14 protein-coding genes are annotated in these 19,766 nt (G+C 48.0%); 9 read left to right on the top strand and 5 right to left on the bottom strand.

The window, feature by feature from the left end; all coding sequences use genetic code 11:
• Positions 1-24 precede the first annotated feature (24 nt).
• Entirely contained in the window at positions 25-876 is an 852-nt protein-coding gene (locus LEUMU_RS0113370; protein ID WP_022952792.1) for a cupin domain-containing protein, read from the top strand.
• Here LEUMU_RS0113370 and LEUMU_RS0113365 read toward each other — a convergent pair.
• Positions 854-4,549, bottom strand: a complete 3,696-nt coding sequence (locus LEUMU_RS0113365; protein WP_022952791.1) for an SbcC/MukB-like Walker B domain-containing protein — start codon at positions 4,547-4,549, stop codon at positions 854-856. The genes LEUMU_RS0113370 and LEUMU_RS0113365 overlap by 23 nt on opposite strands.
• Positions 4,546-5,862 (bottom strand): exonuclease subunit SbcD, encoded by a 1,317-nt coding sequence (gene sbcD, locus LEUMU_RS0113360; protein ID WP_022952790.1) that lies wholly within the window; start codon positions 5,860-5,862, stop codon positions 4,546-4,548. The genes LEUMU_RS0113365 and sbcD overlap by 4 nt, the downstream gene beginning before the upstream one ends.
• Before the next feature lie 418 nt (positions 5,863-6,280).
• Here sbcD and LEUMU_RS0113355 point away from each other — a divergent pair, with 418 nt between their 5' ends.
• The 5 genes from LEUMU_RS0113355 to LEUMU_RS0113335 are packed head-to-tail and all read left to right on the top strand — an operon-like array spanning position 6,281 to position 10,909.
• Positions 6,281-6,463, top strand: coding sequence for a PLDc N-terminal domain-containing protein (locus LEUMU_RS0113355; protein WP_022952789.1), 183 nt, complete (start codon positions 6,281-6,283; stop codon positions 6,461-6,463).
• A gap of 9 nt (positions 6,464-6,472) precedes the next feature.
• On the top strand, positions 6,473-7,852 hold the full coding sequence (gene nhaA, locus LEUMU_RS0113350; protein WP_022952788.1) for a Na+/H+ antiporter NhaA: 1,380 nt from the start codon (positions 6,473-6,475) through the stop codon (positions 7,850-7,852).
• A 40-nt stretch (positions 7,853-7,892) separates the two neighbouring features.
• Complete coding sequence (locus LEUMU_RS0113345; protein ID WP_022952787.1) at positions 7,893-8,942, top strand: AI-2E family transporter; 1,050 nt, start codon at positions 7,893-7,895, stop codon at positions 8,940-8,942.
• Positions 8,926-10,401, top strand: coding sequence for a mechanosensitive ion channel domain-containing protein (locus LEUMU_RS0113340; protein ID WP_245570701.1), 1,476 nt, complete (start codon positions 8,926-8,928; stop codon positions 10,399-10,401). The genes LEUMU_RS0113345 and LEUMU_RS0113340 overlap by 17 nt, the downstream gene beginning before the upstream one ends.
• A 58-nt stretch (positions 10,402-10,459) precedes the next feature.
• A complete protein-coding gene (locus LEUMU_RS0113335) occupies positions 10,460-10,909 on the top strand; it encodes a potassium channel family protein (protein WP_022952785.1) in 450 nt (149 codons plus the stop codon).
• A gap of 62 nt (positions 10,910-10,971) precedes the next feature.
• On the opposite strand, the gene queF is transcribed toward LEUMU_RS0113335, so the two are convergent.
• From queF to LEUMU_RS0113320, 3 genes are all read right to left on the bottom strand, one after another.
• Positions 10,972-11,436 (bottom strand): preQ(1) synthase, encoded by a 465-nt coding sequence (queF, locus tag LEUMU_RS0113330; RefSeq protein ID WP_026744753.1) that lies wholly within the window; start codon positions 11,434-11,436, stop codon positions 10,972-10,974.
• A gap of 166 nt (positions 11,437-11,602) precedes the next feature.
• Positions 11,603-12,061 carry a zinc ribbon domain-containing protein gene (locus LEUMU_RS0113325; protein WP_157474343.1) on the bottom strand — a complete coding sequence of 153 codons (459 nt, stop codon included), beginning with the start codon at positions 12,059-12,061 and terminating at the stop codon, positions 11,603-11,605.
• Positions 12,062-12,238: 177 nt separating this feature from the next.
• On the bottom strand, positions 12,239-13,726 hold the full coding sequence (locus tag LEUMU_RS0113320; RefSeq protein WP_022952782.1) for a protein adenylyltransferase SelO: 1,488 nt from the start codon (positions 13,724-13,726) through the stop codon (positions 12,239-12,241).
• Between the two features lie 145 nt (positions 13,727-13,871).
• Between LEUMU_RS0113320 and LEUMU_RS0113315 the strand changes: the two genes are divergently transcribed.
• From LEUMU_RS0113315 to LEUMU_RS0113305, 3 genes are all read left to right on the top strand, one after another.
• Positions 13,872-14,471, top strand: a complete 600-nt coding sequence (locus LEUMU_RS0113315; protein ID WP_022952781.1) for a putative pterin-binding protein — start codon at positions 13,872-13,874, stop codon at positions 14,469-14,471.
• 4 nt (positions 14,472-14,475) lie between these two features.
• A complete protein-coding gene (locus LEUMU_RS0113310) occupies positions 14,476-15,594 on the top strand; it encodes a GGDEF domain-containing protein (protein WP_022952780.1) in 1,119 nt (372 codons plus the stop codon).
• 72 nt (positions 15,595-15,666) lie between these two features.
• On the top strand, positions 15,667-19,764 hold the full coding sequence (locus tag LEUMU_RS0113305; protein WP_022952779.1) for an ATP-binding protein: 4,098 nt from the start codon (positions 15,667-15,669) through the stop codon (positions 19,762-19,764).
• Positions 19,765-19,766 lie beyond the last annotated feature (2 nt).

Raw genomic sequence — 19,766 nt, 5'->3', positions numbered from 1 at the left:
TATTTGATGCAGATGGTACAAAACATGGATCGCCTTTCAACTTTACTTAATCACTTCAGTCCTTCCATTCAGCAGGTAATGTACCGTGAACTGTCGGAAAATAAGGCCTGTAGCTACAGCCATCAGCCGGTAGCGGACCTGTATTTAATCGCTAAAGGTTCCTTGAGTATTGCAACCGAGAATGAAACGGCTACCGAGCTGGATGCTTATGATGTGATCTGGCTGCCGGGTGGTGGTGAGCACCAGTTAAAAGCGGGTGAGCAAGGTACTGAGTTTGTGCATATCCAACTGCAATTTGGCTCCGCACATCTCAACCCATTGCTGGAAACTCTGCCGGAAATGATTGTGCTGCAAGCCGATACTGACGAGTCCGGAGAGCTTCGCCCGTTAGTGGAATTGATGATTGCCGAGTCGCAGAGCCAACGTTGTGGCAATGCCTTGGTTTTGGCGCGTCTGGCTGAAGTATTACTGGTTAAATTGCTGCGGTTTTTAATGGGGAATATGGTGCTGAGTCAGGGCGTTATCGGTGGTTTGGGTGATGTGCGTTTAGGGCGCTCGCTAACGGCCATGCATGATCACCCTGAAATCCCGTGGACAGTGCAGACCTTAGCGCAGGAAGCAGGCATGTCACGCACCGCATTCAGCACGCGTTTTCATGAAGTTGTGGGCTATCCGCCGGGTGAATATTTAAGCTCATGGCGCATGCGTTTAGCCAGTGAATGGCTGTCGGCAACCACCCAGTCCATCGCTCAAATCAGCGAAAAACTGGGTTATCAAAATGAGGCCGCATTTCGGCGCGCATTTCGTAAAATTATTGGCAAGCCGCCTGGTGCATTACGCAAGCAGAGCGCCGCTACGTCGGAGTCACCACTTTAAACTGTGACTCCAATTCACTGACGCCAAGGCCGTTCATTTTGCGCACCCGAATTTGCACTGGAATGCGTTCTTTCATGGCTTCCACATGGCTGATCACGCCAATCATTTTGCCGGAGGCGTTTAAGCTATCCAGCGTATCAAGAGCGGCATCCAGCGTTTCACTATCTAAAGTGCCGAAGCCTTCATCCAAAAATAGCGAGTCGATACTGGTTTTGTGGCTGACGAGATCAGATAGTGCCAATGCCAATGCGAGGCTTACTAAAAAGCTTTCACCACCAGATAAGGTTTTGGTGTCGCGTAGATTATCCGCTTGCCAAGTGTCCATTACCTGTAGTTCTAGCGCTTCGCCCGCTTTACGTTGCAGCAAGTAGCGACCATCCAAGCGATCCAATTGCTGATTGGCTAAATACACTAAATGGTCCAGTGTTAAACCCTGAGCAAAGCGGCGGAATTTGTCACCTTTTTGAGAGCCGATTAAGGAGTGCAGATACGCGATATCATCAAACTGTTCTTTGGCCTTTGCGATTTCGTCATGCAGGCTGGTTTGTTGGCTGCGGCGTAATGCATCGTTAGTGAGTTGGCCTTGGATATCACCTTGTTGCACATTGATTTGTTTTAGCTGCGCGCTTAGGTCTGCGATTTTTTCTTGTACTTGTTCCAACGGTATTTCAGCAAAGCTTTGCTGTTGAGCGCTGCTCTGTAAGCTAGATAAGTGTTGTTCTGCTTGTTCTTTTAACGCCTTGCTGCGCTCCAGTTGAGTTTCAATGTGTTGTTTTAGCTGTTGTAACGTTTCGCGTTCTTGCTCTGAAAGCAGAGCGGCTTCAAAGGTTTGTTGATCAGCAAATGGGCTGACAGATAGTTGCTGATCCCAAAGTTGCTTCTGTTCCTGTAAAGTCTGTTGCAGGGTGGTTTGCTGCTGTTTGGCCGCGCTTAGTTGGCCTTTTAAACCTTGTAGCTGTGCGTGAGCCGCTTGAAAAGCAGCTTGAGTGGTTTGCTGCTGTTCGTTGGCTAACTGTTTAGCGTCCTGTGATTTCTTGCGCGCTTCACCAATATCTTTATCTCCAAATGCCTCGAAGCGTTGCTTTTGCGCATCGCTTAATTCTGCGGTAAGCGTAGTTTGTTGATCATTCAGTAATGCTTGGCTTTCAGCTAATTCAGCTTGCTTCGCTTCAAGGTTTTTCAGTGTTTCAACCAGCAAGTTAATTGCTTGTTGGGTACTGGTGAGCTGCTGTTCATTGGCTTGCCAATCACTGGCTGCCTGACGCTTTTCTGCCAGCCATTGTATATGCTGGTTTATATCTGGCAGAGTGAGATTAAACGCGGTCAAACGGTTTTCAATGGAGTCTGTGAGCGCCTCTCGCTCTGCTTTGGCTTGCTGGCCAGATTGCAATGTTTGCGCCAGTCGTTGCTGCAGCGTGTCACTGCTTTGCTGGTTTAATGCAATTTGATGAGTGAGTTTATCGTGTTGCTGTTGAGCTTGAGTTAGCGCCGTTTGTGCGGCTTGTTGCTGAGTGCTTAGCTGCTTAATCTGTTCCAGTTTCTGACTGAGAATATGGCGCGTTGTGTCGGCAGTTTTTAGATAGTCTTCCAGCGCGACGCTATCATCAATGGCCAGTTTTAACTCCAGTTTCTGCAGTGCGATATCCCACTGAGACTGATCGTTAGTTAATGCGGCTTTGAGTGAGGCTAGCTGCTGATCCAAACCTTCGGCTTGGGTTTGCGCCTTAGTTAGCTCGGTTGTGGTGTGTTGAATCTTGCGCTCTAGGCCAGCTAGTGCTTGTTTACCTTGTTGCAGCCGTGTTTCCGTTTCGGAAATATCCAGCTGCTGGTAACGTTCAATCAATGGGTGTGATTTTGACCCGCATAACGGGCAGGGGGTATCTGCTTGAAGACGATCGCGTTCAGCCGTCAGGCTATTAATGCGTTGCTCCTGAGCGACTAAAGTTTCTAAGTCTTTTAGGTGAGTCTTACTAATTTGAAGTTGGGACTGCAAAGCTTGGAGCTGTTGCTCTAAGTCTTTAGTGGTACCGCCCAGAGTGTCGCGAGCACTTAGAGCCTTAGTGTAATCCTGTTGGTTTTTAGCATATCGTTCAGCTAGCTGCTGCAGCTGAACCTGGCTGCTTTGCTGTTCCGTCAGTTGTCGGTATTGTTGCTCTAAGTCGGCAAGGTTCTGACCTGCTAGAATAGTATTTAAAGCAGCTTCAGCGGTGGAGACGAGTTGCTTATTTTGCTCTAAGGCTTCGTTGCGGGCGGTTAATTCGGTTTGCTGTTGTTGCTGTAAATGCTCTGCTTGCTTTTGTTCGCTAACAATCTGCTTATACTCCAACTGATAGCGCTCATGCTGGCCTGCTAGCTTATGCAGTTCTGCAAACTGCGATTCCCACAGTCCCAGATTCTCAAGTAATGCTGCATCGTGTGCGTGGCTTTGTTTATATTCCTCTAACTGTGTCAGCTGCTTGAGGCCACTCTGTTTCTCGGCTTGTTTTCTTTTAACGACTTGGGCATTAGCCAGCTGTTGCTCAGCCAGTTTTTTAGACTGAGCATCAATCGTTTGTGCTTTTTCCGAGAGGCTTTTACAGCGTGCATCAAGCGGGACGACCACATCATTTAACAGCGTTTCTAGCGCTTGATGTGCTTGCTCTGCTTCAGCAAATGTCTGTGCTGATTGCTTAACGGCTTTCTCATGTTGCTGGAAATCTTTTTCACCAGCCTCAATTGCTTGAGTGAGTTGCCCTAGCTCGGTAGCGGCTTTGCTCAGGTTGGCAGCGGTTTCTTGCTGGCGCGTAAATAAACCCCGCAGTTTTTCAGCAGGTTCACTTTGCGCCAAACGCGCGAGATCATCGCTGGCGGCTACCTGCTCAGCTTGTGCGTCATTAAATTGTTGAGAGCTGCGCGCTAGTGATTCTTGAGCCTGATTAAACTGCATCCACCATTCGCGATGAGTCTGCCAGTCATTGAGCTGCTTGGTGCTTAGCTGCTCTTGTGTTGCCAACTCAGCTTGCTGCTCACCAAGCGCTTGTACTTGCTCATCACCCAGCAGCTCCACGCCTTCAGCCTTAGCCTCCAAGCGCGCCAAAGCCTGCTTTCGCTCGGTATAATGCTCATGGACTTTTTCTGAAATCAAACCATAAATTTCGGTACCAGTTAGCTCTTCAAGCAACTCAGCGCGATCATTGGTATCTGCATTTAAAAACGCGGCAAACTGCCCTTGTGACAGCATCATCGACTTAGTAAAACGGGCAAAGTCGAGTCCGGTAATAGATTGTACCAACTGGTTCTTTTCACCAATTTTGTCGGTCAGAATACTGTCATCAGATAACTGAGCCAGCTGCACTTGGGCTGCCTGCAAATTGCCGTCCACCTTGTCGCGAGAGCGGCGTTGGCTCCAAAACGCACGATAGCCGATGCCTTTTACTTCAAACTCGACCTCGGCTAAGCAGTCTGCAGTGCCGCGGGTCATTAGCTCATTGGTTGAACTGGAAATTATTTTCAAGCGTGGCGTGCAGTGGTACAGCGCCAAACAAATCGCATCTAAAATTGTGGTTTTGCCCGCACCTGTAGGGCCGATAATCGCAAATAGCCCATTCTCAGAAAATGGTGAAGCGGTGAAATCAATTTTCCATTCGCCTTTCAACGAGTTGATATTCTTAAAGCGCAAACTGAGGATTTTCATAACTCACTCCCCGTTCTGACTTCTTCGGTAATTTGCTTAAAGGACTCTCTAAGCCGACCCAAGCGTTGTTGCTCTGCTTCTGTTTCAAAGTTTTCCAACGCCAATCGCCGCTCAAAAACATCTTCAACCGTTAGCTCTGCCAAGGTTTCTTTTTCCTGCTGCTCAGTGCGTACCGCTTTGCCGCTACGGGCACGTTTCAGTTGCAGTACTTCAACATTCATATCCGCTGTCATAGCTTGAATGCGTTCCTGCAAATCGCTGAGATAATCCTGAGTTTCTACTTCAATGCAGAGCCATACAGGTAGATTGTCTGCGCTATTATCTAAATTCTTATCCGAGGCTTTGGTACTAGATTTATCGCTCGAATCGTCCAATGCCTTTGTATTGGGTTTATCACCCGAATTATCTAATGCCAATAACTGCGCTTCAATCTGGCTCAGGTCTCCCTTAATCACCTGCATAGGCTGAAATCTTGGAACTAGCAATGGCTCAACGCGCTGCAATTTACCCTCTGAAAACTCCACCATCAGCACTTGTTTCTGACTACCCAGCTCATCAAAGCTCAAAGGAATAGGGGAGCCGCAATAACGAATATGTTCAGATTTAGCGACCACTTGCGGGCGATGAATATGCCCTAGCGCGATATAATCAGCAGGCGGAAAAGCACTAGCCGGAAACGCTTCCAAGGTACCAATATAAATATCTCGGACCGAGTCGGAGGTTTTCACCCCCATCGCGGTTAAATGGCCAGTGGCAATAATCGGCAAAGGCTTTTCAAACTCCACCTGCTTTTGCTGTGCCAATTCATACAATGCCTGATAATGCGCAGCGATTGCTTGCCCTAATGCTTGCTGCTTATCAGCACCCGATTCCCCAGCCTGACTTGTCATGACATCTCTCGGACGAATGAAGGGAATCGCACACAAAATCGCTCCCGGCGCGCCAGTCTTATCATTCAATACCAGAATCTGCTCACTCAAATCACCTTGCACATTGGCAATCACATGCGTGTTTAAGTAGGCCAGCAAGCTTTTGGATTCATCCAGCGTAGAGACCGAGTCATGGTTGCCACCCAATACAACCAATTGGCATTCCCGCTTACTCATTTCAACCACGAAATAGTTGTACAGCTTGCGGGCATAGCTTGGTGGCGTGCCGGTGTCGAACACATCACCAGCAATAATTACCGCATCGATCTGCTGCTCGGTGACCTGTTGTAACAGCCAGTCGATAAATGCCTGATGCTCGGCGGCACGGCTTTTGCTGATGAAGTGCTGGCCCAGATGCCAATCGGAGGTATGTAGAATGTGCATTTTTTGTTCTCTATTGGGCGATGCAGCATTATAGCGCAGCCATGATTTAAGCTTAAAGAAGAGTTTGGATTTTAAAAATAGTTATCCTTGTCAAATATCAGGTTAATGTAGCTAGAAAATATAATTTGCAACAATTGAATCCACTTTTGATTGTCTTCACGTAAGAAATATAAGTCACTAAGAACGGTTTAACTTTTTAATCGCTGGATTATGTTGATGGAAAGGTTTACAAGATGCTTAATAGATTTAGTTTCACATCATATCGCTATCTAACTAGCGCATAGCCATTTTCCAGGCTACATAAAATCCAAGTCTTTTTGACTCGCTAAACAGCTAAAGAATGAACTGTTTAGTTGAGTGTAAAATTAAATATCATTCGCAATTCTAATTAGTCAACAACGTATCAGGGAGAAGTACCATGGGTATTGAAGTAGGCGGTATATTTGGACTTATTATTTTGGTTCTCGATGTTTTAGCCATTATCAAAGTCGTTCAAAGCGGCGCCAGTACCGGAAGTAAAGCGATCTGGGTTGTGATTATTCTGTTATTACCATTGATTGGTTTGCTGCTGTGGTTTTTTGCAGGCCCAAAGGGAGGGTAAACCGTCCCTATGAGTGAACAAAATTCCAAACAGACAGATAGTCTTGATGTGCAGCAACCGCTGGAGAAACGGTTCGAAGAGGTAGGTAAGCCCTTTAGCCGTTTCATCCATAATCAAACCACTGGCGCGATGCTACTATTAGGCGCGACCTTGCTGGCATTGATTCTGGCCAATACCTCGTTTCAGCCGCTATATGCTGCGCTGGAAGAGGTAAAGATCGGCTTTTTTGTACAGGATTTTGAGCTCAGTAAAACACTGCACCATTGGGTCAATGATGGCTTGATGGTGCTGTTCTTTTTCTTGTTGGGTTTGGAGATCAAGCGCGAATTTATCGCGGGTGAATTGCAAACCTTTAGCCAGTCCAGCACGGTCGTGATGGCGGCGATTGGCGGCATGGTGTTTCCGGCGCTCATTTATATTGGCTTCAACTTGGGCGAAGAAACGGTAAGTGGTTGGGGAATCCCTATGGCAACCGATGCAGCCTTTGCCTTAGGTGCATTAGTCGTACTGGGCTCTCGCATACCGTCAGAGCTAAAAGTGTTTTTGGTGGCGCTGGCGATTGTCGATGACATCGGTGCGATCATTGTTATAGCCTTGTTCTACACCGACACCTTGCAAACCGATTACTTGTGGTTAGCCGCCGGAGTATTAGCAACCTTGATGGCAATTAACCGCTTAGGTATTCGCAGTTCAATGCTCTATTTATTACTAGGTATTGCGCTGTGGTACGTGGTGTTGCAATCAGGAGTGCACGCAACCATTGCGGGTGTATTAGCTGCTTTTGCAATCCCGGCAAGACCGCGAGCACATCCCCATAAAACCGCTGAAAAACTGCAACAAGCCGCCTCCGAAATGGAAGAGATTGATAAAGAAAACCCAGAGCATCACATTCTGGGTAGCGGTAAAAAAGACCGTATTTTAGAGTCCGTCGAGCAGCAGGCCAAAGACACCCGAACGCCGCTGCGCAGCTGGGAAAACTTTATGGAGCGTCCGGTGAGTTTGCTAATCGTGCCGCTATTCGCCTTTCTCAATGCGGGCATCATACTGAGTATGTCGACCTTGCAAGCGATGGAAACCTCCAGTTTGGCGCATGGCATTATTCTCGGGCTGGTTGTGGGTAAGCCCTTAGGGATTGTGTTTATGACCTGGCTTAACCTGAAGCTCGGCTGGGGTACTTTGCCGGAGAATGTCACCATGTGGCATTTGTTAGCCGTGGGTATGCTGGCCGGTATAGGATTTACCATGTCCATCTTTGTAGCCACCTTAAGTTTTGAGAGCGCGACTGAGTTACTGACGGAAGCAAAAGCGAGTATCATGCTGGCTACCAGCATTGCCGGTTTAGCAGGTATTTCACTGCTGTTAGTGCTGAATAAGCGTAGCTTGTCCTAAGCTTACGTACCTCAGGTCTTAATGTAGGGATGGTGCTTTCATGCAACAAGAGCGGCTTAAGAGTTTGAAAATTCCGTTGTGGGGACTGTTTATTATCAGCCTGATGGCGACACTCTATCTGGCTAAGTCCATATTTATCCCGATCTTTTTAGCGATCTTAATTGCGCTGTTATTGTCGCCGCTGGTGAGCTGGCTCAAGCGGTTTTACATACCTCGCTCACTGGGCAGCGCGATTGTAATCTTGCTGGTCTCCGGCTTAATCGTCGGCTTGCTAAATTACCTGTCTGACCCCGTCGGTGTGTGGATAGATCGCCTGCCGACGGAAGTACAGCAGATTGAGAAAAAGCTGTCGCCATTTAAAGACTCCATCGAGACCATGCAGAAAACAACCGAAACGGTGCAAGAAATTACCTCGATGGATGAAGGTAAGAAAAAAGCGCCGGACGTGGTGGTTAAAGGCCCCAATATTTTCTATGCCTTATTAAATGGTACGCAGGCCTTTTTAATAGGTGTGCTTTCATTTGTTGTGTTGTTGTATTTTTTATTAGCTTTTGGCCATTCGCTCACCATAAAGATTGGTTTGTTTTTTCGGGATCAAGGCTATAAAGCCAATATTGCGCAAATCGCGACCGACGTGCAATCTAAAGTCAGTCGCTATTTGTTACTCATTACCGTGATTAATACGGTATTGGGATTAGTGATTGCGGGTGTTATGTGGCTTCTTGATATGCCAACGCCATTGGTATGGGGCGCATCAGCCGCCTTTTTAAACTATATACCCTATGTAGGGCCAGCCATTAATTTAGGCATAGTGGCATTAGTATCATTAATTACCTTTGATAGTTTAGGACAGATTTTATTGCCGCCAGCTATGTTATTGCTGCTAAACCTACTGGAAGGGCAGTTTATACAGCCCATGTTTATTGGGCGAATGTTCACGATTAACCCAGTCATTGTCTTTTTGTTTGTGCTGATCTGGGGCTGGTTGTGGGGCATGGCAGGTATTTTTATGGCCGTGCCATTATTGGTAATCGCGAAAATCATTTTTGATCAACGTAAGGAGGCAGGTACGCATGGAAGCGAGAAGTGACAGACTCATGGGTCGGCTGAGATGGCTATTATTTGCGGTCATGCTTGGGCTGACCCCGATGGCTCAGGCCGACCAGTTGACCGAACTGCTGACCGGAGCGGCCAGCGAAGCCCCGACCACCACCGATAAAGTTATCACTACTGATAGCTCAATCCAAAGTGACTTTAAAATCCGAACGCGTTTACGCGAGATTTTTATTGAGCTGGACTCTCTATCGGGCATCAGCATTGCGGTAAACAAAGGCGTTATCACGCTATCTGGTGAAGTGGATTCCAGCAAAACAGAAACCAAAGCGCTGCAATTAGCCAGTCAGGTTGAGGGCGTAGTCGAGGTTGAGAATGAGTTAACGGTCAATCGCAGCCTGCAGCTTCGCCTGAAAAATACCACGGATAAACTCTGGGCCTTAACTAAGCAAACGGCCTCCAGCCTGCCTCTATTTTTGATTGCGGTATTAGTGCTGGTGATATTTTGGTTAGGTGGTCGTTGGATATCGAATCGTGAGTTTTATAAACACATTACTCCGAACCATTTTATTGCGAATTTGCTAGGCCAGATCACGCACCTGATTTTTATTGTTTTGGGTATCGTGCTTGCGTTGGTGTTGCTCGATGCCACAGCGTTGATTGGCACCATTCTGGGTGCGGCGGGTATCGTCGGTTTGGCGGTTGGTTTTGCGGTTCGCGATACGGTTGAAAACTACATTGCCAGTATTTTATTGAGCTTAAGAAACCCGTTTCAGGTGAATGATTTTGTGAGTATTGACGGCAATCAGGGTAACGTTTTACGTCTAACCTCACGAGCCACGATTCTGATTTCGCCCGATGGTAATCATATTCGTATTCCTAATGCGACAGTATTTAAAGCGGTAATCACTAACTTTACGCGTCATGAAGAGCGTCGTTTCCAGTTTGATGTAGGGATTGATACCGAGCAGGATTTGCTGGAAGCGCAAGTGTTAGCCATGAAGGTGTTGAAAGCCACCGAAGGTGTTCTGGACGACCCCAAGCCACTGGTGGTTATTCAGGAATTAGGCGATTCTAATGTCATTATCCGCATTTATGCATGGGTTAATCAGGTGCAATACAGCTACGCTAAAGTGCGCAGTGAAACCATTCGCGCTGTGAAACAAGCTTACGATGAAGCCAATATTGTGATGCCAGACCCAACCTATACCTTGCGCTTAATGCAAGCCGATGGGCAGGTGAGTAATTTGGTTAGCGCGGCCTCTGTGGTACCGGCAGAGCCAAGTCAATCAAGCCAAGCAAGTAAGCCAATCATCAAGCCGGTTGAGCAGCCAAAGGTGGCGGTCACTCCGGTGGCCGATGAAGATGATATTCGCGATGTGCAGGATGTGACGCCAGACCGCACCGTGGAAAACAAAGTCATCGAAGAGCAAGCCAAAGAAAACCACGAAGGTGAGGGCGAAAACCTACTCAACGAAGAAGCGAAAAAAGAGTAGCTACACCGCTTACCTAAGAGATATTTGATTTGCCTTGGCTGAGTGTTAGCCTTATTGGATGATCAAACTTTTTCTTATTAATAGTGTGTTAGTGGCGGCTGCGGTGTTGGTACATTATGAAATGCTGTACCGCCTCTCACGCTTGATTCCTCGGCTGAGTTTTCTCAAGCCAAGGCTACGTATTTTAGTGGCTGTCTTTGGTGCTTTAATCGCACATGTCATGGAAGTATGGCTGTTTGCTTTTGCGTATTTCTATATGATTCAGGATAAGGCTTTCGGAGAGCTTAGGGGAGGGCCTCCCGGTGTTTTCAGTGGTAGCTTAATGGATTGTAGCTACTTCTCGTTTACCACCTACACCTCTCTGGGCTTTGGCGATATCGAGCCGATTGGAGACGTGCGCTTTTTAGCCGGACTTGAATCGTTGGCCGGCTTGGTACTGATTTCCTGGACCGCTTCCTTTATGTTTATTGAGATGCAGCGCCTGTGGGTGCCACAGATTGAGGAATAAGCAGGCATACGCCTTGATGGTCTTGAGGCTGGCATAACTCCCAGCCTCAAATGTGGTTAAATTTAACCCCGCCCACGATACCCAGCAACGCCTTGTTCTGGCAGCCAAACGCCTTTCGGCACTTCCCCAAAGGCATAAAACACATCAATCGGAATCCCTCCGCGTGGATACCAATAGCCACCAATGCGTAGCCATTTCGGTTTAATCTCATCAATCAGGCGACGGGCAATACTCACAGTACAATCTTCATGAAATGCACCATGGTTACGAAACGAACCCAAAAACAATTTCAGCGATTTACTCTCTACCAATAACTGATCCGGAATGTAATCAATCACCAGATGGGCAAAGTCTGGCTGAGCGGTCATTGGGCATAGCGAAGTAAATTCCGGCGCAGTAAAGCGCACCACATAATCCACATCTGCCTGTGGGTTTTGTACGCTTTCTAAAATAGCCGTTTCAGGGCTGTCTGGCAGTTTGGTTTGGCCGCCCAGTTGTTCCAGATTTTGGTAAATATTGTCGCTCATACTCGTATTCCTTTGAAAGCTAGCAGGCAATCTGAAGTACTGCGCATGGCGCGCTCGAAATCAAATCAACCTGATGCAATGACAGAGGCTATTACAGATAGCCGCATTAAAATGGGCGGGATTTATACCACAGAGTCCGCATCGGGTTTAGCTTATTTGCAGGCGCTTAATGATTCGATTCTTGCGGTAAGGAGTTGCCGCAGTACGGGCAGTTTACATCCTGATGGCCAATGTATTTGCTGGCGGCGATCTTACTGCCACAAGAAGGGCATTCTTCAATGATTTGCTGCACGGTGACTTTACTGCGGCGGATATAGCAGTCGGCATCGGAGTCATAAATCAGATCCAACGAATCATTTTGAATGAGCTTGAGCACTTTGCGGCGGGTCTCGATTTCATGCAAGCCAACAGCCTCGGCCAGATCAGGCATGTAAAAGCTATCGCGGCTTCGAATAAAGCCTTTGAATAGTTGGTCGACATCTTGTCGCTGGCGATTGTCACGAGAGCACAGTAGCCAACCGGGTAAACCCGCCAGTGCTGCAAACATTAGTAAACCAAGCATGCCATCTAACCAATTGGCATCGGTGGTAAAAGGGACCAGCAGGGCTGTAAGGACAAAAAACACTGAGACAGCCAGGCATATTTTTCCCGCAGTACTTTGACAGCGCATCGCAACTTCCTCCGGTGATTAACGCTCCTCTATCATGTGAGCTGGCTTGATCATTGTCAAAGCTCACGAGCGATCATCAGATAAACAGTGATCGCTTACCTAATCGTGATTGCTGCACACCTTAGGTGTTAATCAGGTGCCGCAAAAGGTGCGTAATACTTCCTGTTCAGGTTTTGGCGGCAAGGCATACTGCTCCCGGTTTTCCTGCTGGCTAAAGGGCTGCTCTAATACTTTTAGTAGCTCATAAAATGGCCCAAAGTCCTGATTATCTTCAGCGGCGCGAATCACGGCTTCTACCAAATGATTGCGGGGAATGTAGATAGGGTTCACCTGATACATTGCCTGTTGCCGCTCGCTGTCGTTACGAGTCTCTTGCTGTAAACGTATCCGCCATTTCACTGCCCAGCCATCAAAGTCGGCCGCATTGGTAAACAAGTCCCGAATTGGCTGATCTCGCTCATCACTGCCACTTAAGGCATCAGAGAGGTGTCGGAAAGTTAGCGTGAAGTCGGCTTTGTTAGTGGCCATACGTTCCAGCAGGTCTTCCACGAGTTCCTTGTCGCCATCTTGTACTTCAGTCAGGCCAAGTTTATTGCACATGCCTGTGAGCCAGTAGGCGGTATACAGTGGCGGGAATTCATTAATCGCGGTTTGAGCCAGCTTGGCTGCTTCCTCGCGATCTTCATCCAGCAAAGGCATCAGGGCTTCGGCCAGTCGGCATAAATCCCAGTGTCCGGCAGCGGGTTGGTTTTGATAGGCGTAGCGGCCTTCACGGTCAATCGAGCTGAATACCTTTTCAGGATGGTATTCGTCGATAAATGCGCAGGGGCCATAGTCGATGGTTTCACCGGCAATCGACATATTGTCGGTATTCATGACGCCGTGGATAAAGCCGAGCTGCATCCAGCGAGCGATTAAGCTGGCTTGGCGTTTAATGACTGCATTAAGCAGAGCCAGATAAGGTGCGTCGTTGCCCTCTAGTTCAGGGTAGTTGCGAGCGATCACATAGTCGGCTAATTCTTTTAGCGCTTCGGGATTATCCCGTATCGCGAAAAACTGAAAGGTTCCTACGCGCACAAAACTGCGGGATATGCGGGTAATGATCGCACCCGGCACCATGCGTTCACGCATTATAAATTCGCCGCTGGTGACGGCGGCTAAGGCGCGAGTAGTGGGCACATTCAGGGTTGCCATGGACTCACTGAGCAAGTATTCACGCAATATCGGGCCAAGTGCTGCACGGCCATCGCCGCTCCGGGAGAACGGGGTGCGGCCTGGACCCTTAAGCTGAATATCGTAACGCAAACCATCTTTGCCAATGGTTTCGCCCAGCAATACGGCTCGGCCATCGCCCAGTTGTGGGTTTAAGTTACCAAATTGGTGGCCAGCGTACGCCATGGCCAGAGGTTCAGCATCTTCCGGAATGGTATTTCCACCGAAAATAAGTGCCATTTCTTCGCTTGATAGCGCGCTAAAATCAACCCCTAGCGACTCGGCGAGTGGTTGGTTGAACTGGATTAGCTCAGGGGACATCGCCGGGGTTGGCGGTACAAGGGCATAAAATGAATCTGATAAACGAGCATAGCTATTGTCAAAGTTAAAAAGAGGAGCGTTAGACATTACTTTGGGCCGTTGCTAAAAATAGGCTTCATGCTAACGCCTGAGGCAGCGGAAAGCGAGTAACCCGTTCAGGTGTATGTCAGCTATTGAATGTCATGATGAGCGGTGTTTTATGTCCTAAACTTAATTTAAAGGGATTTATTTAATGAAATGTGGAAAGTCGTGTGTATTAACATTAGTTTTAGGTCTTGTATTAGTGCTGGCTGGTTTTTATTTCAGCAAGTCGCTAATTCCTACCCAAATCGATGACCCTATCGAAGTCAGTATTGACACCAGTGAGCCAAAAACCACGGTGAATCTTGTAACGACGGCCAACCCGGATGACGCATTGTTAAAGATGGAGTCAGTCGAGGGGATTGGTTGCCCGTTAGCGTTTAACTTGAGCGACACCGCGTTGTTGTCATTACCGCAGCAAACATTTAAAACCCATCACACCTGGAGTAAAGAGGCGGACGAGTTTTCAGGCCCTTTGTTGCAGGATGTCTTGAATCAGGTATGTCCTAAAGCTAGCAAACTGAAGTTAAAAGCGATCAACGATTATCAGGTTGATCTGGATTTTGACAAGATTAAGCAATATGAGCCGGTACTTGCATTAAGCATGAATGGTGAGCGTTTGACGATTCGTAATAAAGGTCCGATCTGGGTCATGATTCCATTCGATAAGCATACCAGCGTTCCGGAGCGTAGTTTGGACGAGGCTCTGGTTTGGCAGCTTTCGCACATCAAGATTCTGGAAACTAAGTAGTGCTATGAACAACCTAGGTATTAAGAGCAAATGGATTCACTGGCTTCTCGCGCCGGTATTGCTCGTAGCAATTTATTTGTCGGCACTCAATTTAGTGTCGACCTATTTTTTGCTGGAAAACTATAAGCGGGAGTCCTTATGGAGCTTAGGGCACCTTATTGCGGAGCTGGAAGCGACGCAATATGAAACGCAGTTGTATGTGGCGGGTGCGAATGATTTGAAATCCCTGCAACTGCGCTACGATGTGTTGTGGAGCCGCTTGCCGGTGAGCTTAAATAGCTTGGAAAAAGACGATATGCTGGGGCAGGTTCAAGGTTTGTACTTTTTAGTCTCCAGCGTGTTTGAACATGTTAAGGCGATGGAGCCGGATCTTTACACCAGTGAAATTGACCCGCAACGCTTACTAAGGTGGGCCAGCATACTCAAGCAAGACAGCAATAATATGAACCAGTATCTCATTCATGAGGTGACGGATGCGGATGGTGAGTATTCACATGCTGCCTGGGGTAAGTTATTAAAAGCGTTGTCATTGCTCTCCTCAGTTGTCTTGGCATTTATTGTTTATCTTGGTTCTTCGTTGTACTTCGTAATGCGCGAGCGTGCGATTCATCAGTTTATGCTGGATCATGATTCGCTGACTGGTGTGGCCAGCCGTGATCATATTATGGGTAAGATCAAAGAATATTGTCGCTCGAAAACACCATGCACCTTGGTTGCTTTTGACTTGAACAAGTTTAAACAAGTCAATGATACTCATGGCCATATGGCGGGCGATGAGATACTGATTTATTTAGCAAAACAGTTTACTGAGCAGTTATCAGAAATTGGTTTGGTGGGCAGGGTCGGTGGTGATGAATTCCTATGGCTGTGTCATACCGAAAATCAGCATCGGGTTGATCGTTACCATGCGCGTTTGATTGAAGCCTTAAAAGCACCTTATCAATATGGCGATATTCAAATACCAGTACGTGTGAGTTCGGGCGGTGCGAAAGCGAGTGAGGTCGGGTTTAGTGTGACTGGTTTGTTAGAAGAAGCTGATGCAATGATGTACCAAGCTAAAGGCGGGCAATTAAAAACCATTTGTTGGCAAGATCAGCCATCTCATTTAGAAGTCTGCTGTTAAATATTTACACGTGAGCCTGTCATCAGAGTAAAATGCTGCGGCTTGGAGAAATATTTTAAACAGGACAGGTAAATGGCAGAGTTTCAGACCGATATATTCTCATCGGGCTTAGTAGCTGAAATAGAATTACCCCCAACGGCAACGTTGGAAGCAGAGGACGCAGAACCCGAAGTATCGACTGAAGACGAGGCGGCGGAAGTTCATAAGGACCCTGATACGATTGAGCTATTTGCCGAAGAGTTTGCGTTGCTTGAGCCAGCACCGGCTGAAAAGCTGAAGGCTAAACCCTCAAAAGCTAAGCGCAAAGTGAGTACTGATGAGAAAGCTAAGCCTGATGCTGTTGAGCTAGTGCTAACTGCAGATGGTGAGGCAGAGTCTCCTATTGCTCCCGTCAAGCCAGAGCCGCCCATTGGTGTTGAGGTAGATGCCTCTGAATTAGTACTAGAAGCCAAGCCATCGACTGAGCTTTCGCTAGAGCTTGAGTCACCTGCCGAGCCAGAGCTCATATTGGACTTGCCTGAGTCTGAATCAGATCAAGCGGCTAATGCACCAGCAGTTGACCGTAGTTTCGGTTTGCAGCGTATGATTCTGGTCGACTCCTTGAGCACTGGCCGCATTGTTGAAATGCCGGTTGATGGCGGTAGTGTACTGACCGGCCGTAACGGTCGCGGCAAAACCTCACTACTCCAACTCCTGATGCTGTTCTACGGGGAAAGCCCGAACCGGATTGTCACCGCACAAGCGGGTCGCGATTCCTTTATTGGCTATTACCTGCCACGTTCTACTTCCTATATTATCTTTGAATACCAGCGTGAAGCCGGCGAGCAGCGCTTAGTTGTGGCGTATGCGGATAGCAGTGGCGAGCGCGTTTTCTATCGCTTTGTGCGCCATGGCTTTGAGCTGAATCAGTTTATTACGGAAGATGGCAAAATTGTGCAGGCGCAGGATTTAGTCCGTCATCTGAAGTTATCTGGCTACCATTACAGCGAAAAACAGATTGAATCCCTTACCGAATACCGCGCGATTATTCAGGCCGTTGGCAGCGGCACGCGTGACCGTCAGCGCCAAAAATACCTTCGGGCACTGACTGCAGATTACGCCTGCACCTCCATTAATCATCCCTTAGGACAAATCGAAAAAATTGTAAGCGGCATGTTCCGCCGTAAAACGAATTTTGAAGATTTGCAAAGCATGACGGTGGATTGCGTGGCTTTGCAGGACGGTGATTTATCGCTGTCTGGAGATCGTCGTAAAATCGAAGACTGGCCACGGCATTTTAAGTCGTACCGCGAAGTTATGGCGCTGGCTCCGAAAATGGAGCAGGCGGAAGCAGCGGATAATAAGCTGCAGGTAGTCGAGCAATCCTTAGGTGAAATTCGCGCAAAATACCAAAGCTTAGCCAATCATCAGGATGCAGCAATAGAGGAAAAGCTGGCGGCTAAACGTGAGCTTGAGGTCACCGGTAATGGCGCTAAAGATGCTTATGATGTGGAGCGTACCCGCTTAATCGAACAGCGCACGCAGGCTAAGAATGATGCGGAGTCAGCTGAGAAAAAAGTGGCTGATTTACAATCGCAATCGGATGCTTATGATCGCCAAAAGATCCAGCAGCAGGCGGAGCTGGTAGAGCAAGCGCCACAGCTACGTTCAGAGCGTAAAAATCTGGAAGACCGACGTGAAACGCTGCTGGGTAAACAAAGCGAAATCTTTAATCGCTACGAACGCCATAAGCAGGATGAAAAAGAAAAATTTAATGACATCCGCGAGCAAGTTCAGGAACAGCTAATGGCTGAGGCTGGAAGCTCGGAAGCTGACTTGGTGGCGCTGGAGTCACAGTATCAGCAGGCTGAGCAGACGGCGGATGAAGCATTGACTCCGGCTCGGCAAAAGTTGCAGGAGGCGATCGAAAAAGCCCTGCAATTAAATGCTCGAAATGAGCAGGCAGTATCTAATCCAATGCCTGATGCATCGCTGGAAGCTTTGCTGGCGAATAAGCGCGAAGCCTTAGATGCGGCGCATCAGCATAAGTCACTTCAGGAAGAAAAAGCCAGTGAGCTGAGCCGTGTTTATCAAAGCGCGCAGCAAGCCTTTCAAGAGCAGGAGCGTTTGCTAAATCATGCGCAATCTGAGCTGGAGAATGCAAAGCAAAAGCGCATTGAGATTGAGCGATTTTATGCGCCTGAAGCCGGTACCTTGCTGCACTTTCTGCGTAATGAGCGGCCGGACTGGACTGTTGATATTGCCAAGGTGATTCGTGGTGATATTTTAACGCAGAAAGATTTATCGCCTGCATTGCTGGAGCAGACGCAAAGTATTTATGGCGTGTCGTTGGAGCTGGAGAAGTTACAGGCACATCCTTTAGCGGATCACTCAGCGGCAGCTAAAGCTATTGAAGAGGCTGAAGCGCGTCTGGATATGCTGAAGCAGCAGCTAGAAAAAGCCGAGCAAAATCTGCAGCAGGCTGGCGTGGACCGCAAGAAGGCTGAGTCGAATTACCAGGCGCAGCGCCAAGCCTTGCAGCAATGCGATCATCGTATTCAGCAAGTGCAAACAGAGGTACAAGCGGCGCAGCGTCAAGTGGCTGAGAGTCGGGCTTTGGCCAAGCAACACGCCGAAGCTGCGGTGGTTGAGTCTAAGCAGCAACTGAGCACCGGTCGTCAGCGTTTGGCGGCGTTTGAGCAACAGGCAAAAAATGAGCGCCAGACTCGCCAGAATCAATACCAGCAATCCCGCAAAGCGCGTTTAGCGAAGCGCGATGAGGTACAGGCTAAGTTAAAAACACAGCTAGCTGATGCACAGGCGCGTCAGCAGGTGGCGATTTCTCAGTTGGATTCTGAGCGCCATCTCGCCCTGCAAGCCGAGGGTGTGGACTCTGAGCGTGTACAAAAGCTTGAAGATGAGCGAAAGGCCATTAATCAATCATTGGCCAAGATTGACCAGATCACTGAAGCGGTACAGCAGTGGCAGTTATGGTGTCGTAATGAGTGGCCACAGATGGACACATTCCGCGCTCGCGCAGAAGAGTCGCGCAAGATAGAGCAGGGACACCAAACGGCGGTTAACGAAGCTGATGCCGCCTGGAAAGCGCAGCATGCGATCTTTATGCAGCAAATGAGCGAGCTAAATAAAAACTTAGAAGCTCTGTATGAACAGCAACGCTTGGTGCGTCAGCATCTGGACGGCATGAGCCAATACCCGCAACTTGAAGCGCCGGAGTATGATGTCACTTGGACGTTGGATATGCTCACTGCTCAAGCCAATCAATACAGCGATCAGGCAAGCAAGTTAAACCGGGAAATTCATCAGCTGGTGACTGCCATGCAGCGTGGTTTCCGTGTGCATATTGATACGCCACCGGAGCAATTCTTCCAGAGCCATAATAATGAAAATATGCAGTCTAGCCGCAAATGGATTGCACCGTTGAAAAGCTGGTTCGATGAGGAACACTTTAAGTATCAGCGTATTTTGCTGACTGAAGCCAAAACCATCGCCAGTGATATCTCCGCATTTCACCATACGATGGAAGATTTTCATCGCAAAGTGCTGCAATTTAACCGCGAGTTGCAAACGCACCTGGATACCAGTCTAACGTTTGAAAGCATTAGCGAAGTGAGTGTGGAAGTGATTTCCACTATTAAAGAGCTGAAATACTGGAATGCCATTTGTGATATTGCTGAAACTAATCGTCATTGGTTAGATGCGCTCAGCAATGAGCTGCCACCGCCGGAATTTGCACAAACTTTAGAGCGCTTGTTGGAGCATTGGGAAGTGAAGTCTGGCATTCGTGCCGACCTGAAACACCTAATCCGTATTCAGGGTGAAGTGGTGGAAAATGGCAATCGCCGTACTTTCCGTAAAGCGTCTGATCTGGAGGGGATTTCCTCCAATGGCTTGTCGTATTTGATACTGGTGACGATTTTTATCGCCTTTATTAATCGCATTCGCCGCAATGCGCCGGTCAATATTGTGTGGGCGCTGGACGAGTTGAAAGACTTGGATAGCGGAAATGTGCCACAGCTAATGGCCTTGCTTAAACGCAATAACATCACATTGGTTTCAGCGTTCCCAGATCCTGATCCCGATACGCTTTCCTTGTTTAAAAATCGATTTACCGTAGAGCCAGACCGTCGTTTGGCCGAAGTGAAAATTGAACTTGGGGAGATGGCGTGAGT

This window comes from Leucothrix mucor DSM 2157 (genome assembly GCF_000419525.1).
Taxonomy (GTDB): domain Bacteria; phylum Pseudomonadota; class Gammaproteobacteria; order Thiotrichales; family Thiotrichaceae; genus Leucothrix; species Leucothrix mucor.
This window is presented reverse-complemented; position numbering and strand designations above follow the sequence as displayed.

Coding starts and splice junctions, on each gene's coding strand:
- LEUMU_RS0113315 (WP_022952781.1), top strand. CDS start 13,872: ATGAAATGTGGAAAGTCGTGTGTATTAACATTAGTTTTAGGTCTTGTA.
- LEUMU_RS0113370 (WP_022952792.1), top strand. CDS start 25: ATGGATCGCCTTTCAACTTTACTTAATCACTTCAGTCCTTCCATTCAG.
- LEUMU_RS0113365 (WP_022952791.1), bottom strand. CDS start 4,549: ATGAAAATCCTCAGTTTGCGCTTTAAGAATATCAACTCGTTGAAAGGC.
- LEUMU_RS0113340 (WP_245570701.1), top strand. CDS start 8,926: ATGGAAGCGAGAAGTGACAGACTCATGGGTCGGCTGAGATGGCTATTA.
- LEUMU_RS0113305 (WP_022952779.1), top strand. CDS start 15,667: ATGGCAGAGTTTCAGACCGATATATTCTCATCGGGCTTAGTAGCTGAA.
- sbcD (WP_022952790.1), bottom strand. CDS start 5,862: ATGCACATTCTACATACCTCCGATTGGCATCTGGGCCAGCACTTCATC.
- LEUMU_RS0113320 (WP_022952782.1), bottom strand. CDS start 13,726: ATGTCTAACGCTCCTCTTTTTAACTTTGACAATAGCTATGCTCGTTTA.
- nhaA (WP_022952788.1), top strand. CDS start 6,473: ATGAGTGAACAAAATTCCAAACAGACAGATAGTCTTGATGTGCAGCAA.
- LEUMU_RS0113335 (WP_022952785.1), top strand. CDS start 10,460: ATGATCAAACTTTTTCTTATTAATAGTGTGTTAGTGGCGGCTGCGGTG.
- LEUMU_RS0113355 (WP_022952789.1), top strand. CDS start 6,281: ATGGGTATTGAAGTAGGCGGTATATTTGGACTTATTATTTTGGTTCTC.
- queF (WP_026744753.1), bottom strand. CDS start 11,436: ATGAGCGACAATATTTACCAAAATCTGGAACAACTGGGCGGCCAAACC.
- LEUMU_RS0113345 (WP_022952787.1), top strand. CDS start 7,893: ATGCAACAAGAGCGGCTTAAGAGTTTGAAAATTCCGTTGTGGGGACTG.
- LEUMU_RS0113310 (WP_022952780.1), top strand. CDS start 14,476: ATGAACAACCTAGGTATTAAGAGCAAATGGATTCACTGGCTTCTCGCG.